This window comes from Paenibacillus xinjiangensis (assembly GCF_059686975.1).
In genome coordinates, this window is sequence record NZ_JCAALS010000002.1 from 327,764 (window position 1) to 343,462 (window position 15,699).

Annotated in this window: 13 protein-coding genes and 1 riboswitch; of the genes, 7 read left to right on the forward strand and 6 right to left on the reverse strand. The window is 47.2% G+C overall.

Annotation, left to right across the window (positions count from 1 at the left end; all coding sequences use genetic code 11):
* Positions 1-39: 39 nt before the first annotated feature.
* Positions 40-1,944, forward strand: coding sequence for an excinuclease ABC subunit UvrC (gene uvrC, locus AC6ESP_RS03605; protein WP_497095302.1), 1,905 nt, complete (start codon positions 40-42; stop codon positions 1,942-1,944).
* Here the strand turns inward: uvrC and AC6ESP_RS03610 are convergent.
* On the reverse strand, positions 1,910-3,544 hold the full coding sequence (locus tag AC6ESP_RS03610) for a CPBP family intramembrane glutamic endopeptidase (protein WP_497095303.1): 1,635 nt from the start codon (positions 3,542-3,544) through the stop codon (positions 1,910-1,912). The genes uvrC and AC6ESP_RS03610 overlap by 35 nt on opposite strands.
* Before the next feature lie 279 nt (positions 3,545-3,823).
* Positions 3,824-4,001, forward strand: a riboswitch (cyclic di-AMP (ydaO/yuaA leader).
* Between the two features lie 91 nt (positions 4,002-4,092).
* Here AC6ESP_RS03610 and AC6ESP_RS03615 point away from each other — a divergent pair.
* Both AC6ESP_RS03615 and AC6ESP_RS03620 read left to right on the forward strand, forming a co-directional pair.
* A complete protein-coding gene (locus AC6ESP_RS03615) occupies positions 4,093-5,430 on the forward strand; it encodes a TrkH family potassium uptake protein (RefSeq protein WP_497095304.1) in 1,338 nt (445 codons plus the stop codon).
* 17 nt (positions 5,431-5,447) lie between these two features.
* On the forward strand, positions 5,448-6,110 hold the full coding sequence (locus AC6ESP_RS03620) for a potassium channel family protein (protein WP_497095305.1): 663 nt from the start codon (positions 5,448-5,450) through the stop codon (positions 6,108-6,110).
* A gap of 65 nt (positions 6,111-6,175) precedes the next feature.
* On the opposite strand, the gene AC6ESP_RS03625 is transcribed toward AC6ESP_RS03620, so the two are convergent.
* Complete coding sequence (locus tag AC6ESP_RS03625; protein ID WP_497095306.1) at positions 6,176-7,060, reverse strand: LysR family transcriptional regulator; 885 nt, start codon at positions 7,058-7,060, stop codon at positions 6,176-6,178.
* Between the two features lie 204 nt (positions 7,061-7,264).
* Here AC6ESP_RS03625 and AC6ESP_RS03630 point away from each other — a divergent pair, with 204 nt between their 5' ends.
* The 3 genes from AC6ESP_RS03630 to sdhB are packed head-to-tail and all read left to right on the forward strand — an operon-like array spanning position 7,265 to position 10,486.
* Positions 7,265-7,936 carry a succinate dehydrogenase cytochrome b558 subunit gene (locus AC6ESP_RS03630; protein WP_497095307.1) on the forward strand — a complete coding sequence of 224 codons (672 nt, stop codon included), beginning with the start codon at positions 7,265-7,267 and terminating at the stop codon, positions 7,934-7,936.
* A 24-nt stretch (positions 7,937-7,960) separates the two neighbouring features.
* Positions 7,961-9,718: a succinate dehydrogenase flavoprotein subunit gene (gene sdhA, locus AC6ESP_RS03635; RefSeq protein WP_497095308.1), complete on the forward strand. Its 1,758-nt coding sequence runs from the start codon at positions 7,961-7,963 to the stop codon at positions 9,716-9,718.
* A 3-nt stretch (positions 9,719-9,721) separates the two neighbouring features.
* On the forward strand, positions 9,722-10,486 hold the full coding sequence (gene sdhB, locus AC6ESP_RS03640) for a succinate dehydrogenase iron-sulfur subunit (protein ID WP_497095309.1): 765 nt from the start codon (positions 9,722-9,724) through the stop codon (positions 10,484-10,486).
* 1,030 nt (positions 10,487-11,516) lie between these two features.
* On the opposite strand, the gene AC6ESP_RS03645 is transcribed toward sdhB, so the two are convergent.
* On the reverse strand, positions 11,517-11,810 hold the full coding sequence (locus tag AC6ESP_RS03645; protein ID WP_497095310.1) for a winged helix-turn-helix transcriptional regulator: 294 nt from the start codon (positions 11,808-11,810) through the stop codon (positions 11,517-11,519).
* A gap of 209 nt (positions 11,811-12,019) precedes the next feature.
* On the opposite strand from AC6ESP_RS03645, the gene AC6ESP_RS03650 reads away from it, so the two are divergent.
* On the forward strand, positions 12,020-12,418 hold the full coding sequence (locus AC6ESP_RS03650; protein ID WP_497095311.1) for a DoxX family protein: 399 nt from the start codon (positions 12,020-12,022) through the stop codon (positions 12,416-12,418).
* Positions 12,419-12,562: 144 nt separating this feature from the next.
* On the opposite strand, the gene AC6ESP_RS03655 is transcribed toward AC6ESP_RS03650, so the two are convergent.
* The 3 genes from AC6ESP_RS03655 to AC6ESP_RS03665 all read right to left on the reverse strand — a co-directional run bounded on the left by AC6ESP_RS03655 (position 12,563) and on the right by AC6ESP_RS03665 (position 15,594).
* Positions 12,563-13,408 carry an EamA family transporter gene (locus AC6ESP_RS03655; RefSeq protein ID WP_497095312.1) on the reverse strand — a complete coding sequence of 282 codons (846 nt, stop codon included), beginning with the start codon at positions 13,406-13,408 and terminating at the stop codon, positions 12,563-12,565.
* Positions 13,409-13,829: 421 nt separating this feature from the next.
* Positions 13,830-14,639: a histidinol-phosphatase gene (locus tag AC6ESP_RS03660; RefSeq protein WP_497095313.1), complete on the reverse strand. Its 810-nt coding sequence runs from the start codon at positions 14,637-14,639 to the stop codon at positions 13,830-13,832.
* 52 nt (positions 14,640-14,691) lie between these two features.
* A complete protein-coding gene (locus tag AC6ESP_RS03665; protein WP_497095314.1) occupies positions 14,692-15,594 on the reverse strand; it encodes a LysR family transcriptional regulator in 903 nt (300 codons plus the stop codon).
* Positions 15,595-15,699 lie beyond the last annotated feature (105 nt).

Consider the following 15,699-nt stretch of genomic DNA (forward strand, 5'->3'; position numbering starts at 1 on the left):
TTATGCTAAAATGAGAGAGGAATAGTCGGGAGGGAGAGCATGGATCAAGAACAACATACCGGCACGTCCGATCGTGCCGAAGCGGCGGATTTGATCCGTCACAAATTAGCGCTGCTCCCAGATCAGTCAGGCTGCTACTTAATGAAGAACGCTGAAGGCACAATTATTTATGTTGGCAAAGCGAAAGTGTTGAAGAATCGGGTACGCTCGTATTTCAACGGCAGTCATAATGGGAAGACGCAGCGTCTCGTCTCAGAAATCCGTGATTTTGATTTCATCGTGACGGGCAGCAATATGGAAGCACTTATACTTGAGTGCAATCTAATCAAGCAATATCATCCAAGGTATAACGTATTGCTGAAGGACGATAAAACATTTCCTTATATAAAAATTACGAATGAGGCTCATCCTCGTCTTGAAGTAACAAGGCGTATTCTGAAGGATAAAGGCAAATATTTCGGTCCCTATCCGAATGCCTATGCGGCACAGCAGACGAAGAAGCTGCTTGATCGGCTGTATCCGATGCGCAAGTGCAACACGCTCCCGGACAAAGTGTGCTTGTATTATCATCTGGGCCAATGTATCGCTCCTTGTGTATATGAGGTGGAGCCGGGCACTTACGATGTCATGGTACAGGAAATTACGAAGTTTCTGAACGGCGGACATGATGTCGTGAAGGTCGAGCTTCAACGTAAAATGGAAGCAGCCGCGGAGGATATGGAATTCGAGCGGGCCAAAGAATACCGTGATCAGCTCATCGCTATCGATGCTGTGATGGAGAAACAAAAAATAACGATGTCTGATGCGCTCGACAGGGATATATTCGGCTATGCCGTGGAGAAGGGCTGGATGTGTGTTCAGATCTTATATATGCGCCAAGGCAAGCTCATCGAGCGCAGAGGTACTACCTTTCCCTATTACGGTGAGGAATACGATGATTTCATGACATTCGTTACCCAATATTATAGTGACAACCCTGCATTGCCGAAGCAAATTCTGCTGCCGCTGCCACCAGAGCAAGAGGAGACAGTAGAAGCTGAGCCGCAGCTATTGGATGAAGCCTCATCCGAGCCAGCCGCATCGCGCGCTGATGAGGTTATATCTTCCTTGTACAGCTGGCTCAAGGTCAAGGTGTTAATGCCGCAGCGGGGACGCAAGAGTGAAGTCGTAACGATGGCAACGGACAACGCCAGAATTATGCTGGCCGATAAGTTCCGGCTTATCGAGCGAGATGAGGAGCGCAGCGTGAAGGCATCCGAAGCATTGGCGCAGTGGCTGGGCCTGCCAGAGGTGCGCCGGATTGAGGCGTTCGATAACTCTAATATACAAGGCACGAATCCAGTATCGGCGATGGTCGTATTTACCGACGGGAAGCCGGATCGCAAGGAATATCGCAAATATAAGATTAAGACGGTACAGGGTCCAGATGATTATGAAACGATGCGTGAGGTTGTACGCAGACGCTATGAGCGGGTGCTGAAGGATCAGCTCGCTGCACCAGATGTCATTGTAGTCGATGGCGGCAAAGGGCAGATATCTGCGGCGATCGACGTTCTGCATAATGAACTGGGCTTGTTTATCCCGGTATGTGGGCTTGTGAAGGATGCCAAGCATAAGACTGCTCAGCTTATGACGGGTGACCCGCCTGAGGTTGTGCCGCTTCCTAGAGACAGTCAGGAGTTTTATCTGCTCCAGCGCATTCAAGACGAGGTTCACCGCTTCGCCATCACCTTCCACCGCGAGCAGCGGGGCAAATCGATGATTGCTTCTCAGCTGGATGCGATTCCGGGAATTGGCGAGAAGCGGCGTAAGCTGCTGCTTAAGCATTTTGGCTCGATCAAAAAAATAAAAGAGGCCTCAGTGGAAGATTTCCGGCCTCTTTCAATAGGAGATAAGCTCGCTGCACAGATTATTGCGGCGCTGCGGGAGGAGCCGTCGTCATAGCTGATGACGGCTTTTTCCTTTTGTAATCATGCCATTTCTTCATGACCCACGCAATAATAACAGGCAGCACAGCGTAGAAGATTGCCGCTGTAATATGGAGTGCGCCGCCTACGGATATGAGCGACAAGCCCATTAATAAGCTGTCAAGAATGGCATGCGTGAACAGTGCCGTAATGAATCCGAAGCGAAGGAAAATATAACAGAATATAAGCCCCAGAATAACAAGCTCGATAAGTCTTGTGTAGTAAGGAAAGATGGGATAGCCAACATGGCCAAGAGCCCAGAAGATCGTCGGTATTAAGGAAGCGATGAAGGTATTCTTGAACCATCGCTTGAACAGCGCGATGCCGAACAGCCGGTAGATCGCTTCCTCGGATATGGCAGCGCACCAGGCAAGCATAGGGAGCAGCCATAGCGACTTCATATTGTACGGTGATTGCGTCGCATCACTAGTGCTCCACGAGCCGATAAAGAACTCCAGCGCGATGAAGATGATGGACTGCAGGCCGAGCATAATGATGGCTAGCAGATAGGATAAGCCTACACTGCGCCATACATGGTCACCGTAGTTAGATTCCCTGAACCCGGGCCATAATGGCCGCTTCCACGATCTCCACATGCCATCCCCGGCAACAAGCGTGAAGTATACCGTAATGCCAACAGGAATGAGTAGGATAACGGTGACAATCATCGTAATGGTCAGCGTCGTTTCATCCATTATTTGCTCGCCCTGCTGGGCACGAATGCCATCCATGATACTCATATTATTGTAGATATAAAAAATGATGAAAATAAGGCTGATAAAAATACCTCGTTTGAATGTCGTATGTCCGCGGTACAAGATCGCATAAATAATAGCAAGCACGAGTGAGATCAAGCACATATACAGCAGACTGACGAGAGATAACACATTGGCTGTTTGCTTCTGACTGGCGACCTCTGTTTCATAGGCAGCTGGTGCCTTGAATTCAGGCTTGTATTGTGTAACAACAGGTTTGCCGTCGACTAGCTCTGCACTTATCGTAAGCTCGAGTGCGGCGTCCGCAAGGGTATAGCCAGTGGGATGAATAACGAGCTCTCCATCATCGTTCACCCAACGCTCCTTCAGCTCGCTGATTCGGAAGCCTTTGGTGACAGCCAGCTGTTCTGCGGCCTGAAAGAGCTGCTCCTCCTGAACCGGCTCATCATTGCTGTTCATAAGATGCCACGCTACCACATTCCCATTAGTCATATGTACATAGACGAAAGCGGTACTGCCGTCTACAGCATCGACTTGAACCTGATACGTATCGTTAGGGAATTGCTTGCCGTATTGCTTCTCATAGGATTCGAGCAATTTCTCTTTGGACAGATAGCCTGTTGCTAAGCTGTCGGTCTGATAGACAGTGTAGGCAGATTTCGTATCCATTCCAAGCTGCTGCTTCGTGAACTGGAGGGCTTGTCCTTCGGCTGCGCTTTTATCGATGACTTTCATTGTACTGTCAATCGAAGCGGACTGCTGGAAGATCGGACCGACCTGTGTGAATACAAAAATAAGCGCACCTGCTATTGCGGCCCATAGGAAGCGTTTCCAGTCGTGGCGGGCAATTGAATCGACCATATTTCACCTCAATTTTGAATTGTAGATTTCTTACGCTGCCATGTAACCATACCATACAAAACCCTGTATTATCCAATCCAAGCGTCTGATTTACAACATCCAGTATTATGAAAACCAACGATTGTTTTCATAAAAACGAGAAATAACGATGTGCGAGAAGCGTTGGGCGCACTGTTGCATAAGGTTGACCATTTTTGAGCCAATATAGGCTTATTTATGCGGTATACTCGTTTTGTATTCCAGATGATTTAGCTTATAATCATAATCGTCATTGTTAATTGAATAAAAAAGCCGAATTTCCGTATGAAAACGGGGGAACCATAATGCTGACAGAAATGCCAGCAGTGGGGTGAATTTCAGGAAGAGCACGGGATGTGATCCGTAAGCTTCTTGAATAGGGCTGCCTGTCCAGGCCCGAATCCGTCAGCTAACCTCGTAGGCTTTGTGGAACAGGACTCATCGCATAAGGCATTGGGTTTCCAGTGCTTTTTTCTATGCCCAAAATTCGATTGACACCAGTTATTAGAGGAGAGCAGGGACTTATATTGATGAAACACTTAAATGTTCTAAAATGGTCTCCCCCGCGTATTCTCGTACTGGGCTTCGCGGTCATTATTCTGCTCGGTGCCACGCTGCTGTCGATGCCATTCGCATCAGCCGATGGATCGCGGCTCCGCTTCGTAGATGCTTTGTTCACAGCTACTTCAGCAACTTGTGTAACTGGGCTTGTTGTGGTGGATACAGGCACTTATTTCTCAAAAGCAGGGCAAATGATCATTATGGCTTTAATTCAAGTCGGCGGTGTCGGCTTCATGACGATGGGCACGCTGTTCGCTCTCGTGCTGCGCAAAAAAATCTCGCTCAAGGAGCGTCTTATCCTCCAAGAAGCGATGAATCAGTCCAGCATGGAAGGTATCGTTAGATTAATCCGTAAGGTTATCTTTTATTCTTTATCTATAGAACTGATCGGCGCGCTGCTGTTCGCTTCTCGCTTCGCAGTAGATATGCCGCTAGGCAAAGCGATTTATTTCGGAATTTTCCATTCGATCTCGCTATTCAACAATGCAGGCTTCGACATCTTTGGTGATTATCGCAGCCTAACGCTGTATGTAGATGATCCAATTGTCAATTTAACCGGTATACTGCTTATTATTTTGGGTGGACTAGGCTTCATCGTTCTGTCCGATTTACTCGAGTATCGCAGCAAGAGAAAACTGTCGCTGCATAGTAAAGTCGTTCTGTCCATGACAGGAGCACTTATTGCCGTAGGTGCAATCGTCATTTTCATATTCGAGTTCTCTAACAGCAAGACGTTAGGAGCGCTGAGCTGGGATGGCAAGATTATAGCTTCCATATTCCAGTCTGTCACTCCGAGAACGGCTGGAGCCAATACGCTTGATTACACAGCGCTTCGCCAAGCTACAGTATTCTTCACCATTATCCTCATGTTCATCGGCGCATCACCTGGTTCAACCGGGGGAGGAATTAAGACGACGACGTTCACGACGCTGATCGGTGCAGTTATCGCCATGGTTCGAGGCAGAGAAGATATCGTCTTCTTCCGATTCAGACTGGCGAAGGAACGTATTCTGAAGGCTTTGTCGATCACGATGCTGTCACTTGCACTCGTCATCTTCGTTACGATGGTGCTCGCGACGACAGAGGATCAGCAATTTATCAAAATATTGTTCGAGACGACCTCTGCTTTTGCCACAGTCGGATTATCGCTTGGACTAACACCAGAGCTCACGGACATAGGGAAAATGATCATCATCTTAACGATGTTTGCCGGCAGGCTTGGTCCATTGACACTTGCTTATGCGCTTGGACCGAAAACAGAGAAAGAGCTGTACCGGTATCCCGAAGGTAAAATCACAATTGGATAGGGGAATGGAACGATTTAATGAAAAGTAAACAATTTGTCGTCGTGGGATTAGGGAGATTCGGCTCAAGCCTGGGGAGAGAATTAGTAGAGCTTGGCCACGAGGTGCTTGGTATAGATAAGGATGAGGAAGCAGTTCAGGAGATGAGCGATATATTAACGTATTGCGTATCTGCGGACTGTACAGATGAGGATGCGCTCCGCTCGCTGGGTGCCCGCAACTTCGATTGCGGTGTTGTCGCGATTGGTGACAATATTCAGGCTAGTATTCTAACCACAATATTATTGAAGGATTTGGGTGTGAAAAAGGTTGTCGCCAAAGCGATGACTGAGCTTCACGGGCGCGTACTGGAGAAAATCGGTGTCGATCGCGTTGTCTACCCTGAGCGTGATATGGGAATTCGTGTAGCGCATCAGCTCGTATCGCCTAATCTGCTTGATTATATCGAGCTGTCCAAAGACTATACCATTGCCGAGCTTGTTGTACCTAGATCATTGAATGGCAAGTCCCTGCATGAATTTAATCCGCGTGCGCGATTCGGCTGCAGCATCGTTGCCATTAATAAGTCCCAAGGCATCATTATTGCTCCTACCGCGACAGATGTGCTTACCGAACGAGATGTCATGGTCGTCATAGGTACGAATGAACAGATAGAACAGTTTGAAGAAGCAATAATCAGGTGAAGCTAAGACAGTAGCGCTGCAAGGGCAGAGGCTGCTGTCTTTTTGTGCTGATACATATATTAATGCTATTTGCGCGCCAGCTCCTCGATCCATTGCCTCACGACAGGATTCAGATTGGCAGGATCGGCATGGATGAGACAGGTTGTGCGTTTCGTATCCTCCAGCTCCCGGATCGGAACGACGGTCAGCTCATTATCCTCAAGCAGCTGCTGGCGCATGTAGGATTGTGGAAGCAGCGTAGCGGCGCGGCAAGTATGGAGCAGACGCAGTATAGCCTCGAAGGAGTCGATCTCCATTCTGACATCAGGCTGTAGATTGTATTTGGCGAACAGCTCATCGGTTAATACCCGATACCAGGTTCCCTTGGAGAAGAGAATCATCGGGAAACCGTTCAGATCCTTGATCTCGAACGTCGCTTCTTGGCTTGTTACGACAACGCTCTTGGGCAGAACGAGCAGCAGATGATCCTCGAACAGCGGAACGCAGTGCAGCTGAGCATCCTCGATGCGGGAAGCTACGATAGCGATATCTGCTTTATTCTCCCGAACAAGCGTTACGATCTCATGGGTTTTTCCAGTGACTGCCTTAATATCGAACTCGGGATGGCTGGCATTGAGTGACTGAATGAAGTCAGGCAGAGTCGTCTGCAGGGTTGTTAAGCTCGCTCCTATTGTAATAGAAGTTCTGCCTGTAGAAGTATACTCTGATACCGTTTCCAGATACTTGCGATGAAGCTGCCGCAGCTCAAGCGCATATTCATACGTTAATTGGCCGATCCGAGTCAATTCTAGTCTTTTGCCGATTCTCCGGAACAGCTGAACGCCGATATCTTCCTCGAGCTTGGCAATTTTACGGGACAGTGCAGGCTGAGATAAATTAAGCACGCTAGCAGCTTTATTCATGCTGGAATACTCCACAATAGTGGCAAACATATGCAATTCTTCTAGCATAATGAATCGTTACCCTTCTTATGCGTAATTGTTATAATAAATTATGATAAATATGCAATTCCATTATAAGCTGAAAAGGAGTAGGATGTGAAGTGTGACTAATTCGTGTCAACTCCTGTTGACGGCATATTTTTACAGGGTTAAAATGTAAAATGGTTTTCAAAAAGAAATTGAGCATCCACAGTCTGGAAAGGAGAAGTATTAATGAAAGGAAATTCGTATTACTCGCGCAAGCTTCACTCGCTTCTTGGAGTGATTCCGCTGGGCATGTTTATCGTCGTACACGCACTGGCGAACTATCAGGCTTTTGAGCGGGGACCAGAGGGCTTCAGCAAAGGCGTTCATCTTATCAATAGCCTGCCAATTGTAACACTGCTGGAGATTGTCGGTATTTACATCCCGATCCTGTTCCACGGTATTTATGGCTTGTATGTCGCATACCAGTCTAACTCCAACACAGGACGGTTCAAATACGGCCGCAACTGGGCGTTCACCGCACAAAGGATTACAGGGGTTATTACCTTTATTTTTATTTTCTGGCATGTGTTCCAGACAAGGGTTCAAGTCTACTTGGGCAATATTTCGCATGAAGAGCTCGGATCGACGATGAATCAGATCGCGAACAATCCGTTATTCTTCATTTTTTATGTGATTGGTGTTCTAGCAGCAGTATTCCACTTCAGCAACGGCCTCTGGGCATTCCTTATTAGCTGGGGGATTACAATCAATGCTCGTTCACAAAAAATATCTTCATACATTTGTATGGTTATTTTCGTACTCGTGTCCGCAATGTTCATTCTTTCTCTTGTTGCCTTCCAAGGTGATGAGTTCAAAGAAGCAGCAAGCGCTGCAGTGGCATGGACAACTATCGGCTAGTTTTAAGACAAGGAGCGAATCGTTATGGCTAAAAATAAAATTATCGTCATAGGCGGCGGCCTGGCCGGACTAATGGCTACCATCAAAGCTGCGGAAGCGGGAGTGCACGTTGATCTATTCTCGGTCGTGCCGGTTAAGCGTTCTCATTCCGTCTGCGCGCAAGGTGGCATCAACGGCGCCGTTAATACAAAAGGTGAAGGCGACTCCCCGTGGGAGCATTTCGATGACACCGTGTACGGGGGAGACTTCCTAGCGAACCAGCCTCCGGTAAAAGCAATGTGTGAAGCAGCACCTGGCATTATCCACTTGATGGACCGGATGGGCGTTATGTTCAGCCGTACTCCGGAAGGCCTTCTAGATTTCCGTCGCTTCGGCGGCACGCAGTATCACCGTACAGCTTTCGCTGGGGCAACGACTGGCCAACAGCTGCTCTATGCTTTGGATGAGCAAGTGCGTCGCTGGGAAGCTGCGGGACTGGTTACGAAATATGAGCACTGGGAATTCCTTGGCGCTGTGCTGGACGACGAAGGCATCTGCCGCGGTGTATCGGCTCAGGATCTACGTTCAATGGAGATCCATACTTTCGTTGGTGATGCAGTTATTCTGGCATCCGGCGGCCCTGGCATTATTTTCGGCAAAACAACGAACTCTGTTATTAATACAGGTACAGCAGCGAGCGCTGTCTATCAGCAAGGCGTTCATTATGCTAACGGCGAGTTCATTCAGATTCACCCAACAGCTATTCCAGGCGATGACAAGAACCGTCTAATGTCGGAATCTGCTCGTGGTGAAGGCGGCCGTGTATGGACGTACAAAGACGGTAAGCCTTGGTACTTCCTCGAAGAGAAATATCCTGCTTACGGTAACCTTGTACCTCGTGACATCGCAACTCGTGAGATCTTCAGCGTCTGCGTAGACCAAGGGCTTGGCATTAACGGCGAGAACATGGTTTATCTTGATCTGTCGCACAAAGATCCGAAGGAGCTCGATGTGAAGCTCGGCGGTATCATTGAAATCTATGAGAAGTTTACTGGTGACGATCCACGGAAGCTTCCTATGAAAATATTCCCAGCAGTTCACTACTCCATGGGCGGCATGTGGGTTGACTACAACCAAATGACGAATATCCCTGGTCTGTTCGCAGCTGGCGAATGCGATTATCAATTCCACGGTGCTAACCGTCTAGGCGCTAACTCCTTGCTATCCGCTATCTTCGGCGGTATGGTAGCAGGTCCGAAAGCGGTAGAATACATCAAAGGGCTGAAGAAATCAGCTGAAGATGTAGCGTCCTCTGTATTCGATCGTGAGAAGAAGCGTCAAGTAGACAAGCATAACAGCATCACTAGCATGAACGGTACAGAGAATGCGTACGTGATCCAAAAAGAGCTGGGCGAATGGATGACGAACAACATGACGGTTGTACGGTTCAACGATAAGCTGGAGCAAACGATCGGCAAAATCAAAGAACTGAAGCAGCGTTACCGCAATATCAACATTAACGATGCGGCAAAATGGAACAACTCCAGCCTGGCCTTCACTCGCCAATTATGGAACATGCTTGAGCTGTCAGAAGCGATGACGCTAGGCGCATTGCTGCGTGACGAGAGCCGCGGCGCACATTACAAGCCAGATTTCCCTGAACGTAATGACGAGGAGTTCCTCAAGACGACCAAAGCGACATGGACTCCTGAAGGTCCACAAATCTCATATGAAGAAGTCGATGTTTCTCTTATTGCTCCGCGTAAACGCGATTATACTTCAAGCAAGAAGAAAGGAGACTAGATCATGGCCGGAACTACAGTTGCTACTAAAACAGTAAAGTTCATCGTTACTCGTCAGGACAGCCCAGATTCCCAGCCATATACAGAAGAATTTGAAATTCCATACCGCACGAATATGAACGTTATTAGCGGACTGATGGAAATTCAACGTAATCCGAAAAAAGCGGATGGAGCTAATACTGCACCAGTATGTTGGGAATCCAACTGTCTGGAAGAAGTATGTGGAGCTTGCTCCATGGTCATTAACGGCAAGCCGCGCCAAGCGTGCAGCTCGCTGATCGATCAGCTGGAGCAGCCAATTCGTCTAGAACCGATGCGTACGTTCCCTGTGGTCCGTGACCTCGTTATTAACCGTGAACGCATGTTCAACGCGCTGAAACGGGTCAAAGCATGGATTCCGATTGACGGAACGTATGATCTTGGACCTGGACCGCGCCTTGCAGAATCGAAGCGTCAATGGGCTTACGAGCTGTCCAAATGTATGACATGTGGTGTGTGCTTGGAATCTTGCCCGAACGTGAACGACCGGAACAGCTTTATCGGACCTGCTGCCATTTCTCAAGTTCGTCTATTCAACGTTCACCCGACAGGTGAGATGAACAAGGAAGAGCGTCTTGAAGCTCTGATGGAAGACGGCGGCATTGAAGGCTGCGGCAACTCACAGAACTGTGTGCGTTCATGTCCGAAAGGCATTCCGCTTACGACTTCCATTGCAGCAATGAACAAAGATACAACAAAGCATCTGTTCAAAAAATGGCTGGGCATGTAGTCAGCCTTCGAGTCGAGTCCTCCGCTTATGCGGGGGGCTTTTTTTATGGTAATAAGTTGATTAGTTGATCAAGCCTGAATAATGACAATGATAATTATTATCAATAATAAAATATAATTTATCAAATGTCAACTTCTCTGCCCCGTGATCATTGTCCGTCTTATTGGTGGGTTTGGAGCGTTGAGCGAAACATCCAAGGTCGTTTTCCGGCTTAGAGAGGGGTTCTGGTACATGATCTGGCTGCTTTTGTGTGATCTAAGGTCGATATAGAGCTTGTTGGTGGATTTAGAGCATCGGTTGTAACATCTAAGGTCGTTTTCCGGCTTAGAGAGGGGTTCTGGTACATAATCTGGCTGCGATAGTGCGATCTAAGGTCGATATTGAGCTTGTTGGTGTGTTTGGAGCGTCGAGCGAAGCATCTAAGGTCGTTTTCCGGCTTAGAGAGGCGTTCTGGTACATAATCTGGCTGCGATAGTGCAATCTAAGGTCGATATTGAGCTTGTTGGTGGGTTTGGAGCGTCGAGCGAAGCATCTAAGGTCGTTTTCCGGCTTAGTGAGACGTATGAGTACAGAATTTGGAGAATTTGGGTGCTAGAGGATGATCCAAGGTCGTTTTTGATCTTATTGGTGGGTTTGGAATGTCGATCGTACATCTAAGGCTGTTTTTCGGCTTAGTGAGGCGTATGAGTACAGAATCTAGGTGCTAGAGGGTGATTTAAGGTCGTTATTGATCTTATTGGTGGGTCTGGAGCGTCGAGCGAAGCATCTAAGGTCGTTTTCCGGCTTAGAGAGGTGTTTGAGTACAGAATCTGGGTGTTAGGAGGCGATCTAAGGTCGATATTGATCTTATTGGTGGGTTAGGAGCGTCGAGCGTAGCATCTAAGGTTGTTTTCCGGTTTAGTGAGGCGTTCTGCTTCAGTATCTAGTTGGGAAGGGCTAGTCTATGCTGTTAGCTGTCCTGCATTTGCATCTTCGAGGAGCTATAGATGCAGGACAAATAAAAAAAGCCGCTTGCGCGGCCTCCTCTATACTACATCCATTCTTCTCCCCACTTCTGAATTGACTCAATGACAGGCTGTAGCTCCCGTCCTTTGACCGTCAAATCATACTCAATACGTACGGGCATTTCTGGATATACGGTTCTTTTAATAATGGATTGAGCTTCTAGCTCCTTCATTCGATCAGTGAGCATTTTGTCGCTCATCTCAGGAATTTGTTCTTTGATTTCTTTGAATCGTTTCGGTCCGCCGAGAAGTACCCGAATAATTAAGCCAGTCCATTTCTTCCCCAAGACATCGGAGGCAGCTTCATACTTTGGGCACATTGTTGAATAATCCAACGCGATCACCCCGCTTTTTCTGTTTCTATTGTAGCATATTCACTTAGGAAAAGTAAGTGCAATTCCATCCAATGTCCTACAAACTATATAATATTTATTAACTTGACAAAAGTAAGTGACTTAACATAAGATAAATGTAACAGAGAGCGGCCGCTCGATTAAATACGATATGAGAGATGAAGGGTGAGGTTATAATGTTGGATGTAGGATTATTAATTATACGGTTGGTTATTGGCTTGTTAATGGTGGGGCATGGCGCCCAAAAGCTATTCGGATTATTCGGTGGTTACGGTGTGAAAGGCACTGCAGGGTGGCTTGAGTCGATGGGGCTCAAACCAGGTGTTCTAATGGCTATAGGTGCAGGGTTGACTGAATTGGTTGGCGGTATTCTATTCGCAGCCGGCTTATGGACGATAGTTGGCGCTATTCTTCTTATTGTTCCTATGCTGATGGCAATTATTAAAGTTCACGGAGCCAATGGCTTGTGGTCAACACAGAATGGCTACGAATATAATCTGGTGCTTATCGCTGTAGCGCTTGGCGTAGCCTTCACAGGCGCTGGAGAAATTTCCATTGATGCACTGCTTCAATAATTTAAATGCTTAACTGATTAGCGACTGCTTACTGATGATCGATGTCAGGAGGTGGTCGCTTTGCTTTTGGCAAAGGGGTTGTCCCTCGTAATTGAACAACAATTACTGAGAGACAACCCCTTTTGATGGTTCCATTACTATTGCTTACAAGCGGATAATGACAAGCCCAGCTATCGTAAGAGCGAAAGCTGCCCATTGTGGGGGCGTGAGCTTTTCTTGGTAGAAGAGGATAGATCCTCCTGCGACAACGAGACTATTGGTTGCGAAGATCGGGGCTGCCAGATTAGCCTGTCCCGTTGCGAGAGCAACAGCGTACAGCTGGAGTCCCGCATAAGAGAATACACCTGCAAGCAGGCCCAGCTTCATGCCCGTCCATGCCTTGCCGCGGTCAGCACCCAGCTTAGTCCGAGCGGCGAACCAGAGGAAGGATAGGCCATATCCGATGAAGAGGATTGGAGCGCTAGATAATCCAAGCTCCTCAGTAATCTTTAGACCGCCATTACGGAAGGTGAAAAAAAGAATCGCTGCCGCAACATAAATGAACCATTGTTTTTCTATAGTCGATCTACGCACTTGTTTTTTATACGAGATGAGGATAACAGCAAGCAGAAGAAGAATGATGCCTACTGCTTCATTGAAACCTAACGTTTCCCCATATCCTATAGTTCCGAGTGCAATGACCAGCACAATATTCATATTCGTTAGAGGGGAAGTCAAGCTAGCTGGGCCATAATCGAGCGCCTTCATGAACAAAGCATTGCCTAGCGCTGAGCCGGCACCGATGATTAGGCCCGCCAACCAGACGCGATAATCCAGCAATTCATATAAAGATTGTTCCACTGCTGAATGAATGCCAAAGCCTAACGTACCGGAAGCGTATAATCCTAGCAGCATAACGGAGGTTGTGCCTCCGCGCATTTGGCTTACCTTCATCCACCAGCCTGCGAGTCCGAACAGCAAAGCGCTGCCGACCGCTGTTGCCAGCCACATGATCCACCACTCCTATCGTTTTTGCGAAGCAAAAACGTCTTCGAAAGCATAAACTCTGTTTTTTGCGAAGCAAAAACGTCTTCGAAAGCATAAACTCTGTTTTTTGCGAAGCAAAAACGTCTTAGTAAGCATAAGCTCTGTTTTGCGAAGCAAAAAACGTCTTCGTAAGCCCGCAGTTTACAGGAGCTTTAAATTTGTTACACAAATGAAATAGTTCTGTTACGCTGCGAACACATTAATGGGCTATTATAATAAACAAGACCCCCTTTTAATATAACTTTTTGGACCCGTGATCGCACGGGTCCACTTTTTTTGTCCACCCATCCCACGAACAAGCCAATACCTGTAGAAAAAGGGCCATGCGACACCGATATTCAACCATCGGCAGAAGCACAGGCCCTTTTGCGAATAGATACATGACTTAGATAGGAACGATAATCTGATGGCGTTGACGATAGAATACCCATTGCTTGAAGCCAATTTCTTGTAGACGGCTGCGTACGAGCTCCCATTCATCGCCGACACGTGCTGGCACATGGGCATCGGAGCCGAAGGTGACGTTCACGCCGAAGTGAAGCGCCCGCTCTAGAATAGCATCAGAAGGGTACCAGCCTCCGACATCCTTTGTACTTCCTGATGTATTAATCTCGATAGCGACATCATGCTTGGCGATTACTCGAAGTGTCTCGTCAATGTCCTCTGTGGCAGGAATATCGGAGAACGCCGGATAATACCCCTTCATAGCGTCGATATGCCCTAGAATCTCGAACATGCCACTGCTTGCCGATTGTTGGATCAACTGATAGTAGAGCTGCTTCTCCTCAATGTGCCGCTTCTCCGAGAGTCCCTTCCAGCGATTGCGGTTGAAAATACTTACGCCGCTAACCTGATGCACGGAGCCAATAATATAGTCGAACGGCACATCCTTGTATGCTTCCTTATATTTCTCGATATGAGCGGGGAAAAAGTCGGATTCCATGCCGAGCAGGACCTCAATTCGACCGCTATATTGCTTCTTCAGCTTCAGAACCTCATCAATGTATTGCTTGAATCCACTAGTTGCCATAGCGATACCAGGGAAAGGCTGATCATGCTCGCTTCCGAAATATGGAGAATGATCCGAAATGCCGATAACCTGTAGTCCGGCATCTATCGCTGCAATAATGTAGTCTTCAATTGTCCCAATGGCATGTCCGCATCTCTCGTGATGAGTATGTAAATCGAATTTCATGTATAACCCTCCTTAAGTTTATCGAAGAAAAGCGACTAATATTCGTATTCACTTATTCGGTGCTGAAGAATTGAGCCTCTGGCATGCCTTTGAGGTCATTCAGAAATTGCTGCATGGCGGAATTCAGATAACGTCCTGATTTATATACGAGACCGACCGGATGACTGATTTCAAGCTCATTGACTTTGATCATACGCAGCGTCCCTTGCCGGAGTTCATTCGCGATAGACAGCTTGGATACGACTGCTGCGCCAAGGTTGATCTCAACCATTCGTTTGACTTCCTCACTGCTCGAGAGCTCCATTACAATATTAGGCTGCAAGTTGTATTTGCGTAAAATTTTATCCAAGAACCGTCGTCCGAGTGTATCTGGTGCAAGCATAATAATAGGAATATCTCTGAGCGCATCTACGGTAGTATGCGTAAGATGGCTCAATGGATGAGCGGGAGAGACAACTAGCTCGAATGTATCGTAATAAAGGACGGATGAAGCCACATTCGGATTTTTTTCCGTTAAATAAGTAATGCCAATATCAACGAAGCCATTCTCTACACTGGTCATGACCTGTGAGGACGGCATAGTGTGAATCGTTGTATTGATTAATGGGAATTGATCCTGGAAGTAGGACAGCACTCGCGGTAAAATTTGAATGGCGATAGAAGATGTTGTACCAAGAACGATATGGCCTTGCGGTGTTAGGTTCAAATCAGACAGCTTCTGCTTGAGCTCTTCTACGATTGTTAATATTCTCTCAGCGTGCTCAAGAAATACTTGCCCGTTGTCGGTCAGGGTTACTGGCTGGTTACGATCGATAAGAACGGTCTTAAATTCATCCTCCAGTGTCCGAATCTGTGCCGATACGGCAGGCTGCGTTAAATTAAGCAGTTCGCCGGCTTTGCGGAAACTCATCGTTTTGGAAATCATGAGGAGCGTTTCTAGCTGGCTAATATTCATTCCAATCCCCCCTTTGTATGTAAAAAAGTTCTCCGGGCAGTGGTAACATAACTTTTATTATAAAGGAAACAATGGGTTTTTAGCAAAATGTCCATTCTTCCATTC

Bases quoted from the DNA above. Each gene is read 5' to 3' on its own strand.
- uvrC (WP_497095302.1), top strand. From the start codon at position 40: ATGGATCAAGAACAACATACCGGCACGTCCGATCGTGCCGAAGCGGCG.
- AC6ESP_RS03610 (WP_497095303.1), bottom strand. From the start codon at position 3,544: ATGGTCGATTCAATTGCCCGCCACGACTGGAAACGCTTCCTATGGGCC.
- AC6ESP_RS03615 (WP_497095304.1), top strand. From the start codon at position 4,093: ATGAAACACTTAAATGTTCTAAAATGGTCTCCCCCGCGTATTCTCGTA.
- AC6ESP_RS03620 (WP_497095305.1), top strand. From the start codon at position 5,448: ATGAAAAGTAAACAATTTGTCGTCGTGGGATTAGGGAGATTCGGCTCA.
- AC6ESP_RS03625 (WP_497095306.1), bottom strand. From the start codon at position 7,060: ATGCTAGAAGAATTGCATATGTTTGCCACTATTGTGGAGTATTCCAGC.
- AC6ESP_RS03630 (WP_497095307.1), top strand. From the start codon at position 7,265: ATGAAAGGAAATTCGTATTACTCGCGCAAGCTTCACTCGCTTCTTGGA.
- sdhA (WP_497095308.1), top strand. From the start codon at position 7,961: ATGGCTAAAAATAAAATTATCGTCATAGGCGGCGGCCTGGCCGGACTA.
- sdhB (WP_497095309.1), top strand. From the start codon at position 9,722: ATGGCCGGAACTACAGTTGCTACTAAAACAGTAAAGTTCATCGTTACT.
- AC6ESP_RS03645 (WP_497095310.1), bottom strand. From the start codon at position 11,810: ATGTGCCCAAAGTATGAAGCTGCCTCCGATGTCTTGGGGAAGAAATGG.
- AC6ESP_RS03650 (WP_497095311.1), top strand. From the start codon at position 12,020: ATGTTGGATGTAGGATTATTAATTATACGGTTGGTTATTGGCTTGTTA.
- AC6ESP_RS03655 (WP_497095312.1), bottom strand. From the start codon at position 13,408: ATGTGGCTGGCAACAGCGGTCGGCAGCGCTTTGCTGTTCGGACTCGCA.
- AC6ESP_RS03660 (WP_497095313.1), bottom strand. From the start codon at position 14,639: ATGAAATTCGATTTACATACTCATCACGAGAGATGCGGACATGCCATT.
- AC6ESP_RS03665 (WP_497095314.1), bottom strand. From the start codon at position 15,594: ATGAATATTAGCCAGCTAGAAACGCTCCTCATGATTTCCAAAACGATG.